General features: G+C 71.3%; 20 protein-coding genes and 1 pseudogene. 4 read left to right on the forward strand and 17 right to left on the reverse strand.

Going from position 1 to position 22,300, the window contains the following annotated elements:
* Nucleotides 1–83: 83 nt before the first annotated feature.
* From ACIA3K_RS07415 to ACIA3K_RS07455, 9 genes are all read right to left on the reverse strand, one after another.
* Nucleotides 84–350, reverse strand: coding sequence for a hypothetical protein (locus ACIA3K_RS07415; RefSeq protein WP_396799684.1), 267 nt, complete (start codon nucleotides 348–350; stop codon nucleotides 84–86).
* Between the two features lie 511 nt (nucleotides 351–861).
* Entirely contained in the window at nucleotides 862–2,073 is a 1,212-nt protein-coding gene (locus tag ACIA3K_RS07420) for a helix-turn-helix domain-containing protein (protein WP_396799685.1), read from the reverse strand.
* Between the two features lie 204 nt (nucleotides 2,074–2,277).
* Nucleotides 2,278–3,255, reverse strand: a complete 978-nt coding sequence (locus ACIA3K_RS07425) for a hypothetical protein (RefSeq protein WP_396799686.1) — start codon at nucleotides 3,253–3,255, stop codon at nucleotides 2,278–2,280.
* Nucleotides 3,256–3,287: 32 nt separating this feature from the next.
* Complete coding sequence (locus ACIA3K_RS07430) at nucleotides 3,288–4,817, reverse strand: OmpL47-type beta-barrel domain-containing protein (protein WP_396799687.1); 1,530 nt, start codon at nucleotides 4,815–4,817, stop codon at nucleotides 3,288–3,290.
* Nucleotides 4,818–4,825: 8 nt separating this feature from the next.
* Entirely contained in the window at nucleotides 4,826–8,776 is a 3,951-nt protein-coding gene (locus ACIA3K_RS07435) for a ThuA domain-containing protein (protein ID WP_396799688.1), read from the reverse strand.
* A gap of 19 nt (nucleotides 8,777–8,795) precedes the next feature.
* Nucleotides 8,796–9,800: a multicopper oxidase domain-containing protein gene (locus ACIA3K_RS07440; RefSeq protein WP_396799689.1), complete on the reverse strand. Its 1,005-nt coding sequence runs from the start codon at nucleotides 9,798–9,800 to the stop codon at nucleotides 8,796–8,798.
* A 231-nt stretch (nucleotides 9,801–10,031) separates the two neighbouring features.
* Nucleotides 10,032–10,868, reverse strand: a complete 837-nt coding sequence (locus ACIA3K_RS07445) for an amino acid ABC transporter ATP-binding protein (RefSeq protein ID WP_396799690.1) — start codon at nucleotides 10,866–10,868, stop codon at nucleotides 10,032–10,034.
* Between the two features lie 5 nt (nucleotides 10,869–10,873).
* The gene (locus ACIA3K_RS07450; protein WP_396799691.1) at nucleotides 10,874–11,668 is read right to left on the reverse strand and encodes an amino acid ABC transporter permease; all 795 of its coding nucleotides are present in this window, start codon (nucleotides 11,666–11,668) and stop codon (nucleotides 10,874–10,876) included.
* Nucleotides 11,669–11,746: 78 nt separating this feature from the next.
* Nucleotides 11,747–12,565 (reverse strand): basic amino acid ABC transporter substrate-binding protein, encoded by an 819-nt coding sequence (locus ACIA3K_RS07455; RefSeq protein WP_396799692.1) that lies wholly within the window; start codon nucleotides 12,563–12,565, stop codon nucleotides 11,747–11,749.
* 389 nt (nucleotides 12,566–12,954) lie between these two features.
* On the opposite strand from ACIA3K_RS07455, the pseudogene ACIA3K_RS07460 reads away from it, so the two are divergent.
* Nucleotides 12,955–13,347, forward strand: a pseudogene (locus ACIA3K_RS07460) (multiprotein-bridging factor 1 family protein); the annotation flags it as partial.
* A 112-nt stretch (nucleotides 13,348–13,459) separates the two neighbouring features.
* Here the strand turns inward: ACIA3K_RS07460 and ACIA3K_RS07465 are convergent.
* The 3 genes from ACIA3K_RS07465 to ACIA3K_RS07475 form a co-directional block, all read right to left on the reverse strand.
* The gene (locus ACIA3K_RS07465; protein ID WP_396799693.1) at nucleotides 13,460–14,368 is read right to left on the reverse strand and encodes a hypothetical protein; all 909 of its coding nucleotides are present in this window, start codon (nucleotides 14,366–14,368) and stop codon (nucleotides 13,460–13,462) included.
* 80 nt (nucleotides 14,369–14,448) lie between these two features.
* Entirely contained in the window at nucleotides 14,449–15,111 is a 663-nt protein-coding gene (locus ACIA3K_RS07470; RefSeq protein WP_396799694.1) for a response regulator, read from the reverse strand.
* Nucleotides 15,108–16,226: a sensor histidine kinase gene (locus ACIA3K_RS07475; RefSeq protein WP_396799695.1), complete on the reverse strand. Its 1,119-nt coding sequence runs from the start codon at nucleotides 16,224–16,226 to the stop codon at nucleotides 15,108–15,110. Before ACIA3K_RS07475 ends, ACIA3K_RS07470 begins: the two co-directional genes overlap by 4 nt.
* A 216-nt stretch (nucleotides 16,227–16,442) precedes the next feature.
* Between ACIA3K_RS07475 and ACIA3K_RS07480 the strand changes: the two genes are divergently transcribed.
* Nucleotides 16,443–16,826, forward strand: coding sequence for a DUF6223 family protein (locus ACIA3K_RS07480; RefSeq protein WP_396799696.1), 384 nt, complete (start codon nucleotides 16,443–16,445; stop codon nucleotides 16,824–16,826).
* 55 nt (nucleotides 16,827–16,881) lie between these two features.
* On the opposite strand, the gene ACIA3K_RS07485 is transcribed toward ACIA3K_RS07480, so the two are convergent.
* Complete coding sequence (locus ACIA3K_RS07485; RefSeq protein WP_396799697.1) at nucleotides 16,882–17,304, reverse strand: DUF6069 family protein; 423 nt, start codon at nucleotides 17,302–17,304, stop codon at nucleotides 16,882–16,884.
* A gap of 153 nt (nucleotides 17,305–17,457) precedes the next feature.
* Between ACIA3K_RS07485 and ACIA3K_RS07490 the strand changes: the two genes are divergently transcribed.
* Together ACIA3K_RS07490 and ACIA3K_RS07495 are read left to right on the forward strand one after the other, a co-directional pair.
* Nucleotides 17,458–17,952: a MarR family winged helix-turn-helix transcriptional regulator gene (locus tag ACIA3K_RS07490; protein ID WP_396799698.1), complete on the forward strand. Its 495-nt coding sequence runs from the start codon at nucleotides 17,458–17,460 to the stop codon at nucleotides 17,950–17,952.
* Between the two features lie 23 nt (nucleotides 17,953–17,975).
* Nucleotides 17,976–19,487 carry a PLP-dependent aminotransferase family protein gene (locus tag ACIA3K_RS07495; RefSeq protein ID WP_396799699.1) on the forward strand — a complete coding sequence of 504 codons (1,512 nt, stop codon included), beginning with the start codon at nucleotides 17,976–17,978 and terminating at the stop codon, nucleotides 19,485–19,487.
* On the opposite strand, the gene ACIA3K_RS07500 is transcribed toward ACIA3K_RS07495, so the two are convergent.
* The 4 genes from ACIA3K_RS07500 to ACIA3K_RS07515 are packed head-to-tail and all read right to left on the reverse strand — an operon-like array spanning nucleotide 19,432 to nucleotide 22,289.
* Nucleotides 19,432–20,892 carry a UbiD family decarboxylase gene (locus ACIA3K_RS07500; RefSeq protein ID WP_396799700.1) on the reverse strand — a complete coding sequence of 487 codons (1,461 nt, stop codon included), beginning with the start codon at nucleotides 20,890–20,892 and terminating at the stop codon, nucleotides 19,432–19,434. The two genes, ACIA3K_RS07495 and ACIA3K_RS07500, sit on opposite strands and share 56 nt — an antisense overlap.
* The gene (locus tag ACIA3K_RS07505; RefSeq protein WP_396799701.1) at nucleotides 20,889–21,257 is read right to left on the reverse strand and encodes a chorismate mutase; all 369 of its coding nucleotides are present in this window, start codon (nucleotides 21,255–21,257) and stop codon (nucleotides 20,889–20,891) included. Before ACIA3K_RS07505 ends, ACIA3K_RS07500 begins: the two co-directional genes overlap by 4 nt.
* Entirely contained in the window at nucleotides 21,254–21,601 is a 348-nt protein-coding gene (locus ACIA3K_RS07510) for a cupin domain-containing protein (protein WP_396799702.1), read from the reverse strand. Before ACIA3K_RS07510 ends, ACIA3K_RS07505 begins: the two co-directional genes overlap by 4 nt.
* Complete coding sequence (locus tag ACIA3K_RS07515; RefSeq protein WP_396799703.1) at nucleotides 21,591–22,289, reverse strand: flavodoxin family protein; 699 nt, start codon at nucleotides 22,287–22,289, stop codon at nucleotides 21,591–21,593. Before ACIA3K_RS07515 ends, ACIA3K_RS07510 begins: the two co-directional genes overlap by 11 nt.
* Between the last annotated feature and the right edge of the window lie 11 nt (nucleotides 22,290–22,300).

A 22,300-nucleotide genomic window follows, 5' to 3' on the forward strand; every position in this document is an offset into this window, starting at 1 on the left:
GGATGCCGCCGACGCTGGCACGCAAGCGCGGGCTGGGCGGCGGCGAGACGGCCCGGCCAGGGTGCCGGTCAACTAGGGCTTGCTCAGGCGGGATGGCTCGGTTGCGGTACTGACGGCTTTGGCAGCTCGGTATCCCTGGTCCATCCGAGGAATCGGCGGTGCAGCACACCGGCCGGTGTCCAGTGCATGTCCTCGGTCGCCTGTACGAGATAGGACCCGAGGTAGAGGGCCAACGACACCGGAGCGTCCCCATACTCCGCGCGCAACTCGCGCTTGCGGGTCACGCAGGGCCAGGGCAGGCCGCAGCCACCGCAGCTCCAGATCGGCATGACCGGGCCGTGGGCGGTCACCGTGCACCAGCCAGGAGGCAGGCAATCATCGCCGGCGTCTGCCGCCTGGTCGCCCATCCGCCCTGCCAGCAGGGGTACGACGTGAGCCGCGTCCACGACGTCCGGCAGCCGTTACACCTGTCGTACGAGCCCCGGATGTGAACCGTGACGTTCGCCTCTCGCCGCCCACTGCTCACTGCTCACCCTCCTGGGGCCAATGGCCACGACTGATCGGGATCCGGTGCCGGGCACGGCAGGGCAGGTCTGCTCCGCAGCGGCAGACGTGTCGCCAGAGCCGCCACGACCAGACCGGTCGATGCCTGCGGGCGAGCGTCAGCGCGGTGGCCGACAGGTACTCCTCATAAGAAACGCGCCGCACCGACCTCTCCCTCGTTCGAGCACGAGGAGGGCTCCCTGGCCTCGAAGCTGAGGGACGCGGCGACCAGGCGATACCCGCACCGCCCGCCGCATCCCGTGAGCAAGAAGCTACGGTGGGTCGCGGAACGGAATGGGTAGAGTTCCTACCTCTGGATTACGAGATAAGCCCGACCTTGACGGCGAGTTCACGGGCGTCCTCACGAGTGGAACGCGGCCCGTCGAGCAGGTCCATGGTGATCTGGCGGGCGTACCCGTTGAAGCGGATGGTCTCCGGTGCCGACTCGTACGCCTGCCGGAGGGTCGACACGGCCGCTTCCTTGTCGTTCTTGCCGTGATGCGCCCGCGCGACCTCGATGATATGGCGTGCCCGGCGCGGCCTCGACGGGATCGCCGCGGAGTCATGACGGCGCGCCTGTCTCACCGCCTCACCGGACTTCTGCAATTCCACCGCTACGGTCACCGCATGAGCGCCCATGATGACCTTCGAGAACGATGTCTGCGGCTGATAGAAACCCGTTGGCAGGCGCTGCGCCACCCGATCCGCGCGATCCCAGTACCGCCAGGCCCTACCTTCCTCACCAGCACGGGCGGCGGTGTAGGCAGCCTCGAAGTTCAACGCACCCCAGAGCGCCAACAAGTTCGTGTTCCCCTCGGCCGCACGGGATTCCAGCGCCGACAGGAGGTTCACGGTCACCGCCATCGCGGTGTCCCAGTCACCGGCATCCCGATGCACCTGGCACAGGAACCACCCCGCGCACGCCACCGCCTCCGGGTCGCCAGACTCCTGCCCCGCCACCATCGCCCGGTCGGCGACCCGCCACAACAACTCGGCGGCGGGCTGATAGGCGAGGAACATCTGCGCCAGCCCGAACGTCTCCGCCAACAGTGACTGAGCCTGCCGACGCTCGTCACCCTCGTACGCCAATGCAGCACGCTGCACGTCACGTAGCAACCCCGGCAACAATCCGCCCAACACCGTACGGTGATCCGACGCCTGATGACGCGCACGCCAGGCCATCGCGAGCCGGTCCCTCAGTCTCGTCAACGACTCCGGCGGGATCTCGTCGAAAGCCTCGAAGCGGTTCACCGCGTCCCGCACCGACGCCAGCGCGGGGTGCTCCGGCCCATTGACAGCAGCAGACCGCGCCCCCAACTCGCCGGCAAGGACGGACACTTCGACTTTCAGAGCACGCGCGATCCGGTCCAGCATGTGAATACGGGGCGGCAGGATCCGGTCGGTCTCCACCGCCTTGACCCACTCGGCACTGCGACCGACCAACCCACCGAGCACCGCGCGGGTTTTGCCGGACCGCTCGCGGTAAGCCTTCAACTGCTGCCCGAAAGTCAGTTCCGGCGCGAGATCCATCCCGAACCTCCTCGTAGCGCGACAACACCGGCCGTATCCAGGGCCGACGTTGCCTCAACGCTACCGAGCGGCCAAGTCCCTCATAACCCCCTCGCTGGCGAGTTCTGGGCGCTCCGGCCCCCACCCGCGGCTACGATCCGTCCCGATACGACGATGGCGGCCGGTCACCCCGGAAGGTGACCGGCCGCCATCGTGAGCGGTACGTCAGAGCTTCGCCGCTCCCGCCTCGGTGGCCTCCTGGACCGCCGACGTACGACGAACCTCGGCCCGCTCGTCGCCCGCGTCCGCCCGATCCGGGGCGGTCATCCGGGCCGCCCGGTTGGCGGTCGGCGCGGCCTGGTCGCCCGTCACGCCGCCCCGGATGCGGTTGTTCGCCGCCACCTGCGCGGCCGGGTCGTTGCCCGTCACGGTCAACTGGCCGTTGATGATGTTGTCGTCGACGGTGACGCCACCGGTGGTGTTGGTGACGCTGACGTCCGTGCCCCAGTAGCCGCCCGAGGCGCAACTGTCCAGGGTTCCGTTCGGGCCGAGCTGGACGCCGCCGAGGTTGCCGGCGAAGGTGGCCTTGCCCCGGACGGCGCTGCCGCACACGACACTGCCGGTGGCGCTGTTGAGCACCGAGAGGGTGCCGTCGACGAACGAGTCGTGCACGTCGGTGTAGTACGTGCCGGTGCTGCTGACGTTGCGGGTCACCTGGGTGCCCCCGTCGAGCCGTACCTCACCGGCGCCGACGGTGACGTTCCCGCCGATCGTCGACGCCTCGGCGAACAGGAAGCTGTCGATGGTCGCCGAGCCCTTCGGCCGGACGGTCAACGCGCCGGTCCGGGCGTCGGACAGGAAGACGCCGTAGCCCCCGGCGGCCAGCACGACCTGGCCGTCGACGGTCGTCTCGGTGGCGTCGAGGTAGCCGTCGGCGGCGACCCGCACCTCTCCGCTGACCCGGCCGCCGGTGACCACCAGGTTGGCGCCGGCGGCGACGGTGACGTTGCCGGTGATCGTGGTGCCGGTCAGCGCGCAGGACTCACCGGCCGGGACGAGCAGGTCGTTGGGCACGGTCACCGCACCGCCGGTGCCAATGCAGTGGGTGACCAGGTCGGCGTGGGCGGTGGGCGCCACGGCCAGCACCGAGGCGGCGATGACGGCGCTCACGGTGGCCAGCTTGGCGACGGTACGTCCGGGCATCGTGGTTCTCCCTCTGAATGAGATGCGGGGGCTCATGCGCCGACGTCCGATCGGGCCGCGGCCCGGACGATGGCGCCCTGCTGGCGCTTGCTGAGCGTTCCGGCGTTCACCAGCGTGGTGGTGACCGCCTCGACGTGCCGGACGAAGTCGGCGTGGCCGGGATAGTCGGCGTGTTCGTCGATCAGATCGTTGATGGTGCAGCCGTTCCCGGTGTCGACGTTCGCCACTGCCGTGTCGACGCCGTCGATGACCACCGTGTCCCGCGTGTCGGAGGCGGGGCAGGCGTCGGTGCCGTCGGCCACGACGGTGAACGTCGCCGACTGCTCGGGAGCGGTGTTGCCGGCGGTGTCCGTCGCCCGGTAGCGCAGGGTGTGCGCCCCGACGGTGCGGACGACGACCGGCGCGGTGTACGCGGTCCACGCTCCGCTGTCGAGGGCGTACTCGGTCCGCGCCACGCCCGAATCGGCGTCGGTGGCCGTGACGGTCACGGTCGCGCCGCCGACGTACGCGCCATCGCCGTTGCGGTCACCGGCCACCGTGGCCGTCACGGTCGGTGGGGTGGTGTCCTCGGCCGGCGGCGCGACGACGGTGAAGTGGGCCATCTGCTCGGCCGAGGTGTTACCGGCGACGTCGGTGGCCCGGTAGTGCAGCATGTGCATCCCGGTGGCGGTCACCACGACAGGACTCGTGTACGCCGTGAAGGCGGCCCCGTCGAGGGCGTACTCGATGGTGGCGACCCCCGACCCGGCGTCGGTGGCGGTCAGCGTGGCGGTGGCCGTACCGATGTAGTTGCCGTCGCCGTCGCGGTCGCCGGTCAGCGCGGCCGTGACCACCGGCGCGGTGGTGTCCTCCTCGCTCGGCTCGACGACCCGGAACGACACCGAGCCGACCGCGCTGGTGTTACCGGCCTCGTCGGTGGCGCGGAACTGGACCGAGTGGTCGCCGACCGCGCTGACCCGCACCGGCTCGGTGTACGGCTGGAAGCTGGTGTCGTCGACCTGATATTCGACGGTGTCCACACCGGAACCCGCGTCGGTGGCCGTGACGGTCACCGTCGCCGCGCCCACGTAGTTGCCGTCGCCGTCGCGGTCACCGGACACGGCGGCGGTGACGGTCGGTGGCGTGGTGTCGCCCCCTCCCCCGCCGTCGGTGACCACCAGCTCGCCAACCATCTGGCTGTGGCCGGGAATCGAGCAGAAGTAGCGGTAGCGGCCCGGCGTCAGCGTGACGGTCGCCTCGTGGCGGCCGTTGTTGGCGTCGAACGGACTGGCCAGGATGTTGAGGGTGACGTCGTGGTTGTAGCCCTCCGTGGACGTGTCGAAGGTCAGCGTGTGCGGCATTCCGGTGGTGTTGCCGGTGGCCGCGCTGTTCTCCCAGATGATCGTCGTCGCGCCGGCCACCGCGGTGGTGGGGACGGACTTGTAGCGGGTGATGTTGTCGTCGGCCGTCCAGGTGAGCACCTGGTCCGCAGCGGCACGCGGGGCGGCGGAGGCGGGTGGCGCGGCCAACGGCGCGACCGTGAGCAGGACCGCCGCCAGCGCGGCCGTGAGTCGTCGGATCATCGTCTCTCCTAGAGCTCGCGCACGCGGATGTTGCGGAACTCGGTCAGGTCGTTGTCACCGTGGTTCTGCAGGCCGATGAAGCCGCGCAGGAACTGCCGCAGGTCGGTCGGCGGGTCGCCGGCCCGGGATGACTGCTTGCCCGGCGTGTTGTCGAACTCGTTGATCACCACGCCGTTGCGGATCATCGTGTAGTGCTGCCCGACCACGCGGATCTCGTAGTCGTTCCACACGTTCTTCGGGGTGACGCCGGCCTGGGCGAGCGGCACCGGGTCGAAGTTGTAGACCGAGCCGGTCTTCTGCGGCTCGCCGCTCTCGCCGTCGTAGATCTGGATCTCGTGTCCGCAGTAGATCGCCATCCAGGCGGTCGAGGTCCGGGCCGACCCGATGGTGCCGCAGCTGCCCGGTGGCCGCTGCTCCAGCGGCACCCGCAGGTCCGGGAAGCGGATGAAGACACCGGTGTTGGCCCGGTTGGTGCCCGGCGCGATGTCCTTGAACTGCACCTTCAGCGAGAAGTCGCCCAACTCCCTGGTGTGCCAGAGCATGCCGAGGCCGCCGCTGGAGCGCAGCGCCCCGTCGGGCTGGATGCTGAACGAGCCCGTCGGGGCCTGCTCCCAACCGCGTAGCGACTCGGCGGTACCGTCGTAGAGCGGCTCGTACCCGGTGCGACCGTCCCGGCCGATGTCGGAGGCGGCGGCCAGGCGGGTGAGCGTGCCCGCCTCACGGGTGTTGAGCAGACCGTCGTCCTGCAACGCGCGGGTCACCGCGCTGACGTGCCGGACGAAGGCGTTGTGGTCGGGCCAGGTGCTCTCGTCGTCGATGAGGTCGTTGATCGTGCAGCCCTGCCCGACCGTCCGACTGGGCACGCCGGTGTCGGTGTCGCCGAACCAGACCGTGGCCCGGGCGTCGGGCACCGCGCATCCGACCGTGACGGTGGTCCGCACGGTCGCCGTCTCGCCGTCGGCGTACGTGACGGTGAGCTTCGCGGTGTAGGTGCCCACCTTGGCGTACGTGTGTCGGGGGTCCGCCTCGGTCGACGTGCCGCCGTCGCCGAACTCCCACCGGTGGCTCACGCCGCCGGACTTCGAGCCGGTGAAGGCGATCGTCAACGGCTTGTTCTGCACGGCCACCGAGGTCGCTGCGGGTGCCGGGGTCGGCGCGCCACCGGTGTAGGTGACCCGGATCAGCTTCTGGTTGGGGTGCAGGCTGAAGAACCCGCCTCCGTAGTCGAGCAGGTAGAGCGCGCCGTCCGGGCCGAACTTGGCGTCCATCCAGCTCTGCAACCGGTTGTCGCCGTTGCCGCTGGGAATGATGGCCCGCAGCGACTCGGCGTACACCGGCGGGGCGGCCTGCGGCACGCCGGCCTCGTCGACGGTGACCGCGACCCGGTTGACCGGGTTCGACTGGTCGCCGATCAACCACTTGCCGTCCCAGTGTTCCGGCCACGCGACGCCGCTGCCGGTGTCGACGAGGCTGCGGTGGTAGGTGGGGCCGGACATGATGGCCTGTCCGCCGCCGCGCAGGTACGGCTGCGTGTAGGTGGCGTCGGCCGCGACGTAGGTCGGGAGGCCGCTGCCGTCGGTCCGCTTCGGGAAGACCGGGCCGCCGCCGTCCGGCGAGTACCAGATCATGTTGTCCCGGGCCGCCGGGATGTCCTCCAGTCCGGTGTTGCGCGGCGAGGTGTTCTTCAGGTTGTCGCAGTCGTACCAGCCGGTGAGCACGCTGGCGTCGGTGTTGCTGCGGTCCCGGTACGGCTGCCGGTTACCCATGCAGTACGGCCAGCCCTGGTTGCCGGCCGAGGTGATGATGGTGGCCGTCTCGTACTTCGCCGGACCGAGGGTCGGGCTGGGCGACGAGGCGTCCGGGCCGACCCAGCCGGCGGTCAGCCACTGGTGTACCGGGTCGATCTGGAGGCGGGCGATGTTGCGCACGCCCATCACGTAGATCTCCGGCCGGGTCTTCTCGGTGCCCGGCGGAAAGAGGTTGCCCGGCGGGATGGTGTACGTGCCGTCCGCCTCCGGATGGATCCGGATGATCTTCCCGGCGAGGTCGTTGGTGTTGCCCGACGTGCGGCGGGCGTCCTGGAACGAGATCCCCTGGTACTCCTCGGTCCAGTTGTTGCCGGAGTAGCCCTGCGACCCCTCGGAGGAGTTGTTGTCGCCGGAGCCGACGTAGAGGTTGCCCTTGGCGTCGAACGCCATGCCACCTCCCGCGTGGCAGCAGCTGTGGATCTGCACCGGGAACTGCAACAGGTCCTTGCGGGTGCCCTGGTCGATCGTCTGGGTCGCCCGGTCGTACGTGAAGCGGGAGACGGTGCGCTGCCCGACCCGCTTGACCCGGTCGATCGACTCGTGCGGCATCCAGTAGACGTAGAGCCAGCCGTTCTCGGCGAACTTCGGGTCGGGCACGATGCCGAGCAGGCCCTCCTCGTTCTTCACCAGCTCCGAGCCGCTGCCCCGGTTGCCCATCACCTTCAGGGTGGTGAGCAGTTTGACCTGCTTGCTGCGCGGGTCGAAGGAGTGGATGGTGCCGCAGCCCAGGCCGACCTTCTCATCGTTCCAGTCCGCGATCGGGCCGCTCGGGCAGGCCGCCTTGCCGACGTAGAAGACGGTGCCGTCGGGGGCGATGGTGAGCCCGTGCGGCTCGCCGATCTGGTCGAGCTGCCCGGTCTGGTTCGCGGCGGTCAGCCGCTCGACCTTGTAGTTCGCGGCGATCGTCGCCTGGCAGTCACCGCGTACGCGGCCGGTGGTCCAGTTCAGCGCCCCGGTCAGGTGCGCGCGGAACGCCTCCTCGCCGTAGCTGCCCTCGGTGTGGCCCATGCCGGTGTAGAACGACCGCCCGCCGTCGTAGTCCCGGCACCAGGACACCGGGTGGAACGGGCCGTTCGCGCCCGGACCCGGGTCGTAGTGCCGTTCCTCGACCTGGGCGAGGGTGTGCACCGCGCCGATCGGGTTCGTCTCCCAGTTGTCCCAGCGGTCCGACCGGGTGAGGGTCAGCGGCAGCGACGCGGTGGCCGGGTGCTTGCGGTCCAGGATGTCGACCACCGCCCGGTTCACCGGGGTCGGCGGCGGCGCGGTGGCCGTGCCGGTGAACAGGCGCAGGTCGGCGAGCTGGATCAGCGGCTCACCGCTGTTGGCGGTGATGTTCAGCCGATAGCGGCTGAACTCCTGCGGCGAGGCGATGTCGAACCGCCGGGTCTGGAACCGTTCGGCGAACGTCTGGTTGGTGCGCTGGTCCAGATCGGTCCAGCTCTGGCCGTCCGTGGAGCCCTGCAGGGTCCAGTCCTTCGGGTCCCGCCCGACGAAGTCGTTGGCCGACGTCAGCGCGTACCCGGTGATCCTCTTCGGCGCGGCCAGCTCGTAGGTCACCCAGGCCGTGGGCGTGCGGACCAGCCACTTCGTATTGGCGTCGCCGTCGGTCAGCTTCTCCTTGGTCTCGGTGGGCGGGTTCTCGCCGCTGGCGGTCACCCGGGCCACCGGCTCGGCCACCGGGATCGCGCCGGCCGGGCGGGCGCCGATCAGGCCGGTGAACCAGGTCGAGTCGACCTGCGCGCGGGCGGCGTCGGCGATGCCGACGAAGCCGCCGCCGGCCTTCATGTAGGCCTGGAGCGCCGACTCCTGGTCGCGGTTGAGCGCGGCGCCCGTCGCCGAGAGAAACACCACGCTGCGGTACGCGGACAGCTTGGTCGCAGTGAACACACCCGGGTCCGTGGTGGCCATGACATCGATGTCATGACTGGCCGCAAGTTGTCGGATGGTGTCCACCGCGCGCGCCACCGGGTCCTGCTGCTCGGCCACCGGCCCGTGGAACACGAGCACCGCCGTCCCGCTCTGCTGCGTCGGCGCTGGCGCCGCGGTCGCCGCTCGCGGCGCGGCTGCCGCCGCCGATGCCGTGGTCGTGGCCGGGATCAGCGTGGCGAAGGCCGCTATCGCGGCGAGGGTTCGTCGTAGGTCTCTGGTCATCCCCGTCCCCACCTTTCGGTCAGCTTCCGTGCGTGTGGGTGTGGCCCTGGAACCGGTGGATCGCCTCCTCGGCGCCGGGGGGCATGCTGCCGTCGGCGTTGCGCACCAGGAAGATCCCGGCCATGCCGCCGTCGGAGTGGTTCTGCACGTGGCAGTGGTACATCCACGCGCCGGGCCCGACGCCCTCCCCGGCCAGCACCTGGAACCCGAACGAGCTGCCCGGGTTGAGGTCCTTGTTGTCGACGACCAGGCTCGGGTCGGCCGGCCCTTCGAGCATCCCGGTGCGGTTGTCCGCCCAGCGGTGGGCGTGCAGGTGGAAGGTGTGGAACAGGTTGCCGTGCCCGATGGCGAGCCACTCCACCCGCTGGCCCAGGTTCGCCTCGAACATGGGTGTGTTCGGGGCCATCCGGTTGTTGATCGTCATGTCGTGGAACACGACCGTGAACTGCTTCTCCGGCAGGATGTCGCCCCGCCGCCGGACGATCAGCGCGCCGTACAGTCCCTTCGCGACGCCGGCCGTGCCGTGGTCGGTGCCCATGGCGTGGTCGTGGTAGTGCCAGTAGCCGGCGCTGCCGGGCATGTACCGGCGGCCCGACGCGGCGACCATCTCGTGTGAGCGCCACACGTACGTCCGTGTCTCGCCGGGGTCGTTGAAGGAGTCGTTGAACGGACTACCGTCCGATTCGGTGCTGTAGTCCACGCCGTGCGGGTGGATGGACAGCCGCTGGTCGGTGGTGTTGACCAGGGTGATCTCCAGGGTGTCGCCCTCGTAGATCTCCAGCACCGGCCCGGGCACGGTGGCCTGGCCCGGTGCGAGGCCGTAGCCGTACAGCCCGCCGGGCAACTGCTCGGCGTAGATGGTGACCTTCCTGGTCACTCCGGCGGCGGCCTGCGCGGGGCTGCCCCCGAAGGCGCTCCCGAGCGTGGGGGCGGACGCGCCCAACGCTCCGGCTGCGAGCGCCCCGGTGGCGATCAGTGATCGGCGGGACAGGTGGCGATGGGAGCCAACGGCGTGATCGTCCATGGGTCTCCGTTCCCGACCGGGCGAAGACGCGACGAGCGCAGGGTGCATCGACCGCCGAGCACAAGGCGGCAGCACGACTGGGGTGAGGATCGTCGCGGACTTCGCTCGGAAGACTCAGAACTTTCGATGGATGAACCCAACTTATGTAATCCATCGACGAAAGTACAGGTCTGATTGCAGGAAGATTACCGCGACATCACAACGGCCATCGATCGGCCGGAGCTGGTGGTGTCAGAGACCGTGGCGGTCGTCGGCCGGCAGGCTGGGGGCCTGGGGCGGCGCGGGCGACTGCTCGGGCTGGCCGAGCCGCGCGTGGGTCGGGTCGAGGACGCGGGCGAGGAACGCGCGGGTCCGTTCGTGCTTCGGCGCGCCCAGCACCTCCTGCGGCGGCCCCTGCTCGACGACGACGCCACCGTCCATGAACACGACCCGGTCGGCGACGTCCCGGGCGAACGCCATCTCGTGGGTGACCACCATCATCGTCATGCCGTCCTCGGCGAGCCCCCGCATGACGGTGAGCACGTCACCGACCAACTCCGGGTCGAGCGCCGAGGTCGGCTCGTCGAAGAGCATCAGCTTCGGGTCCATCGAGAGCGACCGGGCGATCGCGACCCGCTGCTGCTGCCCGCCGGAAAGCTGCGCGGGGAACGCGTCGGCCTTGTCGGTGAGGCCGACCCGCTCCAGGTTGGCCCGCGCGATCCGCTCGGCCTCGGCGCGGGAGCGGCGCAGCACCTTGCGCTGCGCGACGGTGAGGTTGCGGAGCACGGTCAGGTGCGGGAACAGGTTGAACGACTGGAACACCATGCCGATGCCCCGGCGGACCGCGTCGATCTCGACGTCCGGGTCGGTCATCTCCACGCCGTTCACCCAGATCGTGCCGGCGGTGGGTTCCTCCAACAGGTCGACACAGCGCAGCAGGGTCGACTTGCCGGACCCGGACGGCCCGATCACACAGACGACCTCGCCCTGGCCGACCTCGAAGTCGATGCCCTTGAGCACCTCGATCGACCCGAACGACTTGTGCAGGTCACGGATCTCGACGGCGGGACGGGAGGGGGTGGTCGTCATGCGGGTCACCGGGCCTTGGCGTAGCGGAGTTCGAGGCGGCGTACCACCTGGGACAGCGGCAGGGTGATGACCAGGTAGGCGAGGCCGGCCACCAGCAGCGGGGTGGCGTTCACCCGGTCGTTGAGCATGTCCCGGCCGAACTTGGTGACCTCGATGGTCTGTGCCGTCACGCCCAGCACGTACGCCAACGACGAGTCCTTGGTGAGCAGGATGAGCTCGTTCGTCAGCGGCGGGATGACGATCCGGAACGCCTGCGGGATGACGATCGTGCGCATGGCGGTGAAGTGCGACATGCCGAGGGTACGGGCGGCCTCCATCTGCCCCTTCGGCACGGCCTGGATGCCGGCGCGGATGGTCTCGGCCATGTACGCCGCGGCAGTCAACCCGAGACCGATAGCGATCGAGCCGAACACGCCGCCGGGGATCTCCCGCTCCGGGAAGGCGATGGGGATGCCGTACCCGACGAGGAAGAGCACCAGCAGCGCCGGCAGCCCCCGGAACAGCTCGATGTAGGCGGTCGCCAGCCAGCGGTACGGCGCCACCCGGGACAGCCGCATGAGCGCGAGGACGGTCCCGAACACGAGGCCGAAGGCGAACGCGCCCAACGTGTAGAGGATCGTGTTGCGCAGCGCCACCGTGATGATCGTCGGGAACATCGACTCGATGATGTCGACGCGGAAGAACGCGTCGGCGAGTCGGCCCCAGTCCGCGGCGAGGAGCACCGCGGCGATGATCGCGACGAAGACCAGGTACTGGATACCGAGGGACAGTCGTTCCCGCTGGCGGCGGCGCAGCTTCACGTTGGCTCGTTGCCTTCCCGGATTGTGCCGACGGGGTAGGGCACGCGGTCCGCGCGCCCTACCCCTTTGGAGCGTCGATCAGGCGTTCGGCTTCTTGCCGATCCACTTGGAGTAGATCGTGTCGTACGAGCCGTCCTGCTTGGCCTTGGCCAGCGTCTCGTTGATCTTCTTGAGCAGTTCCGGGTTGCCGTCCTTCTTCACCGAGAACCCGTACTGCTCGCCCGTGTCGAACTCGGCGGTCACCGCGAACCCACCCGGGTTCTTGCGCAGGTACTCGGTCCACACCGGCAGGTCGTTGACGGCGGCCTCGACCTGACCGTTCGCGACGGCCTGCTGGAGGGCGGCGAGATCCTCGAACTCGACGAGCTGGAGGCCCTTCTCCTTCTCGAACTTGCGGGCGTAGTCGCGGCCGGTGGTGGCCGCCTGCACGCCGAGCTTCTTGCCCCGCAGGTCGTCGAGCGACTTGTACGGCTTGCCGGTCTTGACGAGCATCGCCTGCGTGGCGTCGAAGTACGGGTCGGAGAAGTTCATCACCTTCTGCCGCTCGGCGGTGATGGTCATGCCGGCGGCGGCCGCGTCGCACTTGCCGGTGTTCAGGTCCTGGCCGGACTTGATGCCCTCGAAGGGCGTGTCGATGATCGTCTGCTCGACGCCCAACTCCTTGGCCACGAGGTCCATCACGTCGACGTCGAACCCGGTGACCTTGCCGCTGGCGTCCTTGGACTGGAACGGCGGGTACGGCAGGTGGGTGCAGACGGTCAGCTTGCCGCCCTGGACCAGCTTGACCCCGCTGGCCTGGACCTCGCTGTCGTCCTTCTTGGCACATCCCGCGGTCACCGCCAGAGCGGCGATCGCCACGACGAGGCCGGCCTGACGGACTGCGCTACGGACCCTCACGAGTGTGTCCCTCCGGTTCGGCTCCCCGTTGTGCGGGCAGCCAGCTTGGTACAGAAGACGGTGTGACAGGGGACGGTACCTGATTCGACGAACGGTAACTCAGGTCACGCGTTGTAGTCGCAGTGCTGCGGCGACCATCACAGTCCGTGAACGGGACAGTCGACGCCGAAGGGGACGGCGAACCGGACCAGCCCACCCGTTCGCCCTGGCGGACCGCGTTCGCGGCCGCCGATCCGCCGCCACGGCCGGCATTTGAGTATCCGTACCACCCCGAAGGAGTAGGCCACCGCCCCGAGCGCCGCTGCGCCGCCGCAGAAGCTGATAGACGATCAGTGGTACCGCCGTCACCGCAGGGCAGATCAACCCGGATGGGAGGGCAGGACCTGAGGATGGACACCTACCCCACGACACCTCAGATGGCCTTCGCGCAGTTCGTCCGCCAGGCCGTCGACGACGCCCGCGAGGAACACGGCTGGACCGTCGGCGACATCGCCCACCACACCGGGGTGAGCCGCTCGACGCTGTTCCGCTGGCTCGCCGGAGACTGGCAGCGCTACCCCGAGCTGGCGAAGGTGCGGAGCCTCTGCGCCACCCTCGACCTCTCCATCGCCGCCGCGATCCGGCCGCTCGCGATGCCGAACGCGGCCGTGATGCCCCGGGCGCTCGCGGAGGTCGAGACGGACATGGGCACCATCCGCCGACGGTTGCTGGACGACAGCGTCTCGGCCGCGGACAAGCGCCAGATCCGCGACCTGCTCCGCCGCCTCGCCGGCCGGGACCTTCCGGTCGAGTCGGCGTCGTCGACCGGCGCCGGGGTCACCCGCCGACCCCGTCGCGGGTGGGAACATCGCGCCGGTGAGCCGAGCGCGCGGACGCCGTAGGACCCCGCCGACGTCAGGTGGCGGCGCGTCCCTGCCGGCGGGAGCCGCCGTCGGGGCGGCGGGACCCGATCCGGGGTGCCCGCACCACCGGCGAGCTGCCGGCACCGGGGCGGTGGTCGCGCGCTGCGGCGGCCACCATCTCGTCGGGGTCGTTCTCGAGCGCCTGCCGCACGTGCGACGGGATGAGCTCGGACGTGGCCATGGCGAGGCGTACCTGCACCGCACGGTCGTCGACCAGAACCGCCAGATCCGCCTCGCCCAACTCCAACGCGCGGACCAGGGCCGCCCGCACGTCCACTGCCGGGTCCCTGGCCAGCGCGCTGCGCTGCGCGGCGGTGGTCTGCGGGTTGCGGGCGAGCCCCTTGCGCACGCGGACGGTGCGGTCGGCCAACAGGGCGACGACGACCTCGGGGTCGTGGGTGTGGGTGGCGAGTCGTTCGCGTACCTCGGGTGAGGCGTCCTCGACCAGCTCGGCGGCGAGGTGGGGCTCCAAATCGCGGGTCTCGGCGAGCAGGCCCCGAAGCTCCTTGTCGGGCGTGGCGACCATCACCCGGCGGACCGACTCGTCGCAGGCCGGATTGCCGGCGACGGCCCACCGGACCCACCGGTCGGCGTCCTTGACGAGACGCAGGAGGTTGCCGATCGACGTGGCGGGATTGCGCGCCACCGCCTCCCGGACCTGACGATCGTGGTCCCGGGTCAACGTCCGCAGGGCCTGCGCGGGCGCGTCCGGCCGCGCGGCGACCGCCTTGCGCACCGTGACCGACGCGTCCGACGCCAGGTCGATGAGGGTCATCTGTGGCGTTGCCGGGTCCTGTGCGAGGGCGAGTCGCGCGTCCGCCCCGCCGTCGGTCGAACGGTCGGCCGTGGTTCCCGACCCGCTGTGCCGGTCGGCCTCGCCGACGTGCTGCTGCTTGCCCATGGGCGCAATCATGGCACGGGTCGACCGGGGCGCCGCGCGGCAAGCCCGCACGCCGTCCCTGGTCCGGCGGCCTGCCGACCTCAGTGCTGACGCGGGGCCACCAGCCCGGACTCGTACGCGACGACGACGAGTTGGGCGCGGTCGCGGGCGTGCAGCTTGGCCATGGCCCGGTTGATGTGGGTCTTGGCGGTCAGCGGGCTGATCACCATTCGTGCCGCGACCTCGTCGTTCGACAGGCCCTGGGCGACCAGGACGACGGCCTCGCGTTCCCGGCTGGTCAGCTCCCGCAGCCCGGTCGGTACCCGCAGGTGCTGTGGTTCGGCGACGTACCGGTCGATGAGGCGGCGGGTGATCGACGGCGCGAGCAGCGCGTCCCCCCGGGCGGCGACGCGTACGGCGTGCAGGAAGTCTTCCGGCTCGATGTCCTTGACGAGGAAACCGGCGGCGCCGGCGCGGAGCGCGTGGAAGACGTGCTCGTCGAGGCCGTAGTTGGTCAGGATGACGACGTGCACGCCGGCCAGCGCCGGGTCGGCGGCGATGAGCCGGGTCGCCTCGATACCGTCCAGCACCGGCATCTGGATGTCGATGAGCGCGATGTCCGGCAGGTGACGTCGGGCGAGGGCCACCCCCTGGAGGCCGTCGGCCGCCTCGGCCACCACCTCGATGTCGTCCTCGATGTCCAGGAGCGCGCGGAAGCCGCTGCGCAGCAGCGCCTGGTCGTCGACCAGCAGGACGCGGATCACGCGGACGGCCCGACGGGAAGTTCGGCGTGGACGGTGAAGCCGCCCTCGTCGCGGGGCGCCGCGTGCAGGCGACCGCCCAGGGCGGTGACCCGTTCGCGCATCCCGAGCAGCCCGACGCCCGGCGCCGGGGCGGCGGCCGGCGTGGCGGCGCCGTCGTCGTCGACCCGGATCGCGAGGGCGTCCGGACGGTAGTCGACGTGGACCGACGCGGTGGCCGCGGCGGCGTGCCGTGCGACGTTGGTGAGGGACTCCTGGACGATGCGGTAGGCGGTCCGGTCCACGGCCACCGGCACGGCCTGTCGCCGCCCCTGCACCGTCAACGTCGCGTCCAGCCCGGCCAGCCGAGCCCGCTGCACCAGCTCCGGCAGGTGGTCGATGCCACGCGGCGGGTTCCGGCTGTCGTCCCGCAGCGCCTCCAGGGTCGCGCGCAGCTCGCGGCTGGCCTCCCGGCCGGCCTCCCGGATCGCCAGCAACGCCTCCGGCACCGCCTCGCCACGCCGACGGGCCAGGTGGACGGCCACCTCCGCCTGCACCTTGATGATCGAGATCTGGTGGGTCAGCGAGTCGTGCAGCTCCCGCGCGATGTGCAGCCGCTCCTCGTCGGCCCGTCGGCGCGCGGTCTCCTCCCGGGTGCGCTCGGCCTCGTCGGCCCGCCGCTCGGCCTGCCGCAACGCCTCCCCCGCCGCGCCGGCGGCGATCAGCCACGCCACCTCCAGCGCGCCCCGGGCCCGCGCGAGCGCGTCGCCCAGCGGCAGGTCCTGGGGTGGGGCGAGCGCGGTGAGCGGCAACGCGACGAGCATCAGCACGGCGGCGACGACCGTGACGACGCGGTGGCCCGCCCGCACACCGGTGTACACCGCGAACAGGAAGGCGACGGCCGGCACGTCGAAACCGACCGCCTGGTAGCCCACCGCGCACAGCCCGGTGACGGCCAGGACGGCGACCGGAGCGCGGCGACGCGCCGCCAACACCAGACCACCGGCGGCCAGCAGCGCATAGCCCAGCAGGTCGGAGTCCATCGTGGAAGAGCCCATGGATCGCCCGGCGACCAGCAGCACCACCGCCACGCCGACGGCGATGGCCCAGTCCCGGACAACGGCACGCCCTGTGCTCATGCGCGCACCCTAGCCCGGGGCGCGCGCCGGGCGACTCCTGCGCGCGGACGACCGTCGACTACCGCGTCCGTGGTAGTCGACCGGCGGGTGCGTCGTATGCGGCAGCCGCCTGCGCCCGCCGCGGCAGGACGAAGAGCCTCCGGTTGCCGGACGACCGGCGGCCGGCGCGGCGACACGATCGAACGGCACACCACGACGTACGAGAAGGAGAAACACATGTCGGTGTTCACCGCTGCCACGTCCGCCCTGCTCGAGGGGTTCGCCGCCCCGGACCAGCCGTTGGCGGCCAGCGTCACCACCATGAGCGCCGGTCGACTCGGGGCGAGCGTGGGCGGCCTGCTGGGCCTGGCGGGGGTGATCGTCGGCGCGCTGGCCCTGGCCCGGCCGACCAGTCGCGTCGGCACCGGCAGCGGGATGCTCGGCGCGACCGTGGCCCTGGCGTCCGGACTGCTCGCCGTGGGCCTCGGCGCTCTGGTGGTGGCGACCTCCGACAGCGGGATCGGCACCGGCAACGGGCGGGGCGGGGCGTACGTGGCCCTGGTGGTGGGGTTGGCCGCCCTGGGCCTCGGCGGTCTGGCGCTGCGCCGTTCCCGCGCCTGAAACGGTGGTGCCTCTCCTGCTCCACGGGGGCAGGAGAGGCGACGGGCAGCGACCGTCAGGCGCGCCGCGCGCCCCGGCGGAAGCCCACGATCACGACCGCGCCCACCACCAGGTGCATCAGGACGAGGGCGACCCGGGTCCCGGCCGAGGCGTCGACCAGGGAGGCCGGCACGAGCGACAGCACGAGGACGGCGAGAGCGATCGCCGTCCAGATCGTGATGGCGCTCGCCCGGAAGCGTTCGAGCACCGCGAGCAGGCCCCAGCCGAGCAGCGCCGCGATCGCGGAGTTCAGGACGACGGCGAGCACCGTGACATCCCGCGGGCCGGTGCCCTGGTCGACGGTGAGCTGCGCGCCCGCGAGGGTCGCGATCGACCACACGGCCACGGCGGCGAGCACGGCGACCGCGACGGCGATGGCCCGGTCTCGCACCCGCGAGGCGCTGGCCCGGGCACGGGGAACAGAGGCTTCGGCAGACATCAGGGATTGCTCCTCAGTGGAGGGGACGCGCTGTCGAGATCGAACCGTATCAGAAGGTTCCGTTCTTTACTATCTTGTTCTTAACTGCTTTCCCGGCTGCGATGCTCCGCTACGAGATAGTTCGAATCACGAACCAGTTGCTACGCTGCCGCCATGACCACCGGAACCTCCGGGCCCGATGCCGCGACACCAGACCTGATGTTCCTGATGTCCTGGGCCACCCACGCGCTGGCTCAGGAACACGCCGCCGCCCTCTCCGGCCTGAGCATCTCGACGCGGGCCTACTGCGTGCTCGATCGCGGTCTCACCGGCGAGTTCACCCAGAGCCAGCTCGGCGAGATGTGCGGCATCGACAAGACGACGATGGTCGTCACCCTCGACGAGCTGGAACGTGCCGGCCTGGTCGGGCGTCGCACCTCGACGACCGACCGACGCGCCCGCATCGTCACCGTCACGCCCGACGGCGAGCGGCTGGTCGCCGAGGCGCGGCAGATCGTCGCGGAGTTGCAGGCCGACATCCTCGCCACGGTTCCGTCGCGCGAGCGCGCGGTCTTCCTGGACGTGCTCGGTCGGCTGGTGCAGGGCCGACTGTCGACATTCGTGCAGACCGACCGTCCCGCCCGCAGGCGATCCTCCCGGGCAGCCTGACCTCGATCGGGGAGCATGCCCAGGTGAGTTCGGACCAGCTCCTCGTCACGCTGGACCGCGCCAGCGCGGTGCCGTTGCAGCAGCAACTCTGCGACCAGATCAGCTCATCCGTACGCGCCGGCCGGCTGCGCCCCGGCGACGCGGTGCCGCCCAGCCGCGAACTGGCACACCAGCTCGGGGTCTCCCGGACGGTGGTGACCCGTGCCTACGAGTTGCTGCGGGCCAACGGGGTGCTCACGTCCCGGCGGGGTTCCGGCACCCGGGTCAGCGCCGCCCCGGCCGCCGCGCCACCGCCGGTCCCCCGCGCCGCCCGCGCGCACCTGCGACCCGAGCCCCCACTGCCCACCGACGCCGGAAGTCCCCTCTGGAAGCCCTGGGAACCGGCGCCGATGCACCGACCGGACGGCACGTACGACTTCCGGCACGGCACCCCGGCGCTGGCCAGCTTCCCGGTGACCCGGTGGCGGCAGTCGCTCGCCGACGCGGTGAGCCGGGCCGACGCGGTGGCGTTGGGCTACGGCCCGGCCGAGGGTGCACCGTCGTTGCGTACCCAGATCACCGCGCTGCTGCGACGCAGCCGAGCGCTGGACGCCCGCCGCGAGGACACGGTCGTGACCAGCGGCGCGACCCAGGCCATGGACATCCTGGTCCGGCTGCTCGTCGGCCCGGACGACGTGGTCGTCATCGAGGATCCGAGCCACACCGTGCTGCGGCAGATCTTCGGCTACTCGCGGGCGGCCGTGGTGCCGGTCCCGGTCGACGAGGAGGGCCTGCGGGTCGACGAGATCGACTGCCGGGTCCGGGCGCACGGCCTCGACCCGGCCCGGGTACGCCTCGTCTACGTCACCCCGTCACACCAGTTCCCGACCGGGTTCATCATGTCCGACCGGCGACGGCGGGCGTTGCTGCGCTGGGCCCGCGACCACGCGGCGACGGTGCTGGAGGACGACTACCACAACGAGTTCACATTCGCCGAGGAGCGGCTCCCGTCGTTGGCCGCCGACCCGCAGGACGCGGACGTGGTCTACGTCGGCAGCTTCAGCAAGACCCTCTTCCCGTCGCTGCGCATCGGATACGCGGTGTTGCCGCCGCACCTCGTCCGGTCGTTCCTGGGCGTCAAGTGGATCACCGACCGGCTGACCCCGACGGTGACCCAGGAGGCGTTGGCCGAGTTCATCTCCTCCGGCGCGTACGCCCGGCACATCGGCCGGATGGACCGCCTCTACCGCCAGCGTCGGGCCCGGCTGCTGGAGGCGCTGTACGAACATTTCGGCGCGGGAGTACGGATCTCCGGCACGGCGGCCGGGCTGCACGTGCTCGTGACCCTGGGCGGGGCGCACGACGTCGACGAGGCCGAGATCGTGCGCGCCGCCGCCGCCCGGGGCGTACGGGTCTACCCCGCCTCGGGCTACTTCGTCACCCGACCGCCGACCGAGCCGACCTTCCTGATCGGGTACGCGGCGTTGCCCACCGCTCGGATCACCGAGGGAGTGGCGCTGCTGGCCGCCGCGGTGCGGGACGCGACGGCTCGGTGAAGCGGGGCCGGTGGAACCGCGCGCGCTGGGCGTACGGGACCGTGCAGTCGAACACGGCCTTGGCCGTGCGCCCGTCGGCCGAGAGCGACGGCGAGTAGCCGGTGTGCTGGCTCGGGTCGAGGGGAAAGCCCTCCCGGTCGGGCAGCACGACCAGGTCCTGATCGGCCTGGAACCGGGTGACCATCGCCCACCACAGGTCCTGGTCGGACTCGATGTCCACGTCCTCGCCCACGCACAGCACCAGCTTGGCCATCCGGAACTGCTCCAACACCGCCTCGGCGGCGGCGCGCACCGCGACGTCGTCCTCCGGCCCGCGCTTGGCCGGCCACTGGAGCACCACCATGAGCTGACCGCCGCCGGCGGTGTGGCAGTGCGCCGCGAGCGCCGGTGTGCCCCGCCGCCGCAGCGCGTCCAGCACGGCGGCCTCCATCCCGAAGCCGAGCAGGATCGACTGCTCGTGCCCGGGCCCGGAGACCGCCTGCAGGATCGGGCTCTCCCGAGCGGTGATCGCCGTGGCCCGGATCAGCGGCAGCGAGGGGTGCGCGCGGCCCTGGTAGCCGAGGAACTCCGGCGTGGCCACCGTGCCGTACGCGCTCTCCGGCGCGTGGTCGGCCAGCAGCTCACCCTCGATGACGTACTCGGCGTGGGCGATGAACTCGGCGTCCACCGTGGCGCAGGGCAGCAGCTCCACCGGCTGGCCGGCGAGCGCGCCGGCCACCGCCAGCTCGTCGAGGTCGGGCGGGACCAGCGAGGTCGGGCAGCAGGAGGAGAGCAGCACCGCCGGGCTGAGGCCGAGGTGGATCGCCACCGGCAGGGAACGGCCCCGGCGCAGGGCGGCCTGGTACGCGAGTTCCAGGTCGCGCCCCGGCACCATCCAGATGGTCAGCGAGTCGGGCCCCTGCACACACATGCGGTGCACGGACAGGTTGCGGACCCCCGTGTCCGGGTCGGTGGCGAGCACCGCGCCGAGGGTCAGGTAGGGCCCGGCGTCCTCGTCGGTGAGGACCGGCACCGGCAGCGCGGTCAGATCCAGCGGCAGCGACTCGCGCGGCCAGCGGGACGCGTCGGCGGCGGACTCCGCCGGGCGGGGGGCGCCCACCGCGTCGAGCAGCCGGTGCGGCAGCTCGGCGGGCGTACAGCCGAGCAGGCCGGCGGCTCGTCGACGGGTGCCGTAGAGGCCCATCAGCACCGCGCGGGTGGGTCCGTCGTCGGGGCGTACCCGGTCGAAGAGCACGGCCGGGCCGGCACCGGTGGGCGGGGCGGCGGGCGCGCCCGCCCAGCGGGCGTAGTGGGCGGACACGCCGTAGCGGGCGGGCAGCTCGGTGGCGACCCGCACCAGCTCGCCGGGGAGCGGGTCGAGGCTGGCCAGGGCGTGCCGCAGGTCGACGGGCGAGCGGTGGCTCATCTGGTCTCCGTCGCCGCGGCGGCGGCGCGGCGGGCCGCCAGCATGTCGAGCTGCATCAGGGTCAGCTCCTCGATGAGGGCGCGGTACGTGCCGACGGCCACCTCGGGTGGCATGCCGTGCCCGACCGCCAGGGCGTGTACGCGGTCGAGGACCTGCCGCACCCGCTCGGGTGAGCGGACGGTCGTCTCGTCGGTCTTGTGCACGGTCAGCTCCCGCACCACCCGGGTGCGCTCGGCGAGCAGGGCGATGATCTGCCGGTCGAGCCCGTCGATGGCGACCCGAAGCTCGGCGATCCGGGCCGGCCCGTCGGCGTCGCCGGCCGGCGTCGACCCGGCCGGCGAGGCGACGCTGCGCTGGTCGCTCACGGCTGCGGAACCTGGTCGATCACGAAGACGACGGTGGGCTCGGCGTCGCTGCCCTGCGACCGGTGCTCCTCGTCGTCGGGGATGACGAACCCCATGCCGGTGCGGCACGGCACCGACCGGTCCCGGAAGTGGATGGTGAACTCGCCCTGGAGCACGTAGCCGGTGTGTCCGCGCAGGCACCAGTGGTGCTCGTCGAAGCCGGGTGGCAGCTCCAGCAGGCGCAGCCGCTGGCCGCCCACGTACGTCATCTTGACCCGACCCTCGGCGCCCGGCTTGTCCCACCTCTCCCACTCGGTGGCCGGGAAGTCGATGCCGACCGGGGTGGTGACCTGCTCAGTGGACATTCTCGATATCTCCTCTGCTCTGGACGGTTTCGGCGCGGCGGGGCCGCGGGACGCGTTCGTTGCGGTCCCGGCGCGGTAGGACCGGGCCACCGTCGACCCGCTGGTGCCGCTTGAGCAGCTGCACCATGTCGAGCATCCGGTGCACCATCCGCTCCAGCGCGTCGACGCCCTCGGCGTCGGTCAGCCCGGGGCTGCCGGTGGTGTTGCGCAACAGGACGGGGAATCCGCTGCCCACCAGGATCATCCGGTTGAGCAGCAGATTGTTGACGATCTGGTTGTGCACGGAGGAGTCGCTGTACCGACGTCCGGTGACGATGATGCCGCCGACCTTGTCGGCCAGCGGCCGGTTGAACCGCAGGTAGCCGACGCCCGCGCGTTCGATGAAGACCTGCATGAGGTGGGCGAGGCCGAAGCCGTGCACCGGGGCCGCGTAGATGAGTCCGTCGGCGGCGGCCATCTGCTGCACCAGGGCGGGGACGTCGTCGTCCACCCGGCAGGGCAGGGTACGGCTGTTGCAGTCGCCGCAGGGGCTGCACGGCGAGATGCGGTGCTCACGGAGCACGATCGTGCGCAGGGTCGCGCCGCGCTCGGCGATCAGCCGGCCCGCGTGCGCGATGGCGTGGTCGGTGTTGCCGCCGGCCCGTTCCGATCCGTTGATGGCGAGGATGGTCGCTGCTTCGCTGTGCATTGGCGCCTCCG

It is taken from the genome of Micromonospora sp. NPDC051543, from assembly GCF_044454415.1.
Taxonomy (GTDB): Bacteria; Actinomycetota; Actinomycetes; order Mycobacteriales; family Micromonosporaceae; genus Micromonospora.

Bases quoted from the DNA above. Each gene is read 5' to 3' on its own strand.
- ACIA3K_RS07490 (WP_396799698.1), top strand. From the start codon at position 17,458: ATGACCACCGGAACCTCCGGGCCCGATGCCGCGACACCAGACCTGATG.
- ACIA3K_RS07425 (WP_396799686.1), bottom strand. From the start codon at position 3,255: ATGCCCGGACGTACCGTCGCCAAGCTGGCCACCGTGAGCGCCGTCATC.
- ACIA3K_RS07435 (WP_396799688.1), bottom strand. From the start codon at position 8,776: ATGACCAGAGACCTACGACGAACCCTCGCCGCGATAGCGGCCTTCGCC.
- ACIA3K_RS07440 (WP_396799689.1), bottom strand. From the start codon at position 9,800: ATGGACGATCACGCCGTTGGCTCCCATCGCCACCTGTCCCGCCGATCA.
- ACIA3K_RS07515 (WP_396799703.1), bottom strand. From the start codon at position 22,289: ATGCACAGCGAAGCAGCGACCATCCTCGCCATCAACGGATCGGAACGG.
- ACIA3K_RS07430 (WP_396799687.1), bottom strand. From the start codon at position 4,817: ATGATCCGACGACTCACGGCCGCGCTGGCGGCGGTCCTGCTCACGGTC.
- ACIA3K_RS07475 (WP_396799695.1), bottom strand. From the start codon at position 16,226: ATGAGCACAGGGCGTGCCGTTGTCCGGGACTGGGCCATCGCCGTCGGC.
- ACIA3K_RS07445 (WP_396799690.1), bottom strand. From the start codon at position 10,868: ATGACGACCACCCCCTCCCGTCCCGCCGTCGAGATCCGTGACCTGCAC.
- ACIA3K_RS07480 (WP_396799696.1), top strand. From the start codon at position 16,443: ATGTCGGTGTTCACCGCTGCCACGTCCGCCCTGCTCGAGGGGTTCGCC.
- ACIA3K_RS07500 (WP_396799700.1), bottom strand. From the start codon at position 20,892: ATGAGCCACCGCTCGCCCGTCGACCTGCGGCACGCCCTGGCCAGCCTC.
- ACIA3K_RS07510 (WP_396799702.1), bottom strand. From the start codon at position 21,601: ATGTCCACTGAGCAGGTCACCACCCCGGTCGGCATCGACTTCCCGGCC.
- ACIA3K_RS07485 (WP_396799697.1), bottom strand. From the start codon at position 17,304: ATGTCTGCCGAAGCCTCTGTTCCCCGTGCCCGGGCCAGCGCCTCGCGG.
- ACIA3K_RS07465 (WP_396799693.1), bottom strand. From the start codon at position 14,368: ATGGGCAAGCAGCAGCACGTCGGCGAGGCCGACCGGCACAGCGGGTCG.
- ACIA3K_RS07420 (WP_396799685.1), bottom strand. From the start codon at position 2,073: ATGGATCTCGCGCCGGAACTGACTTTCGGGCAGCAGTTGAAGGCTTAC.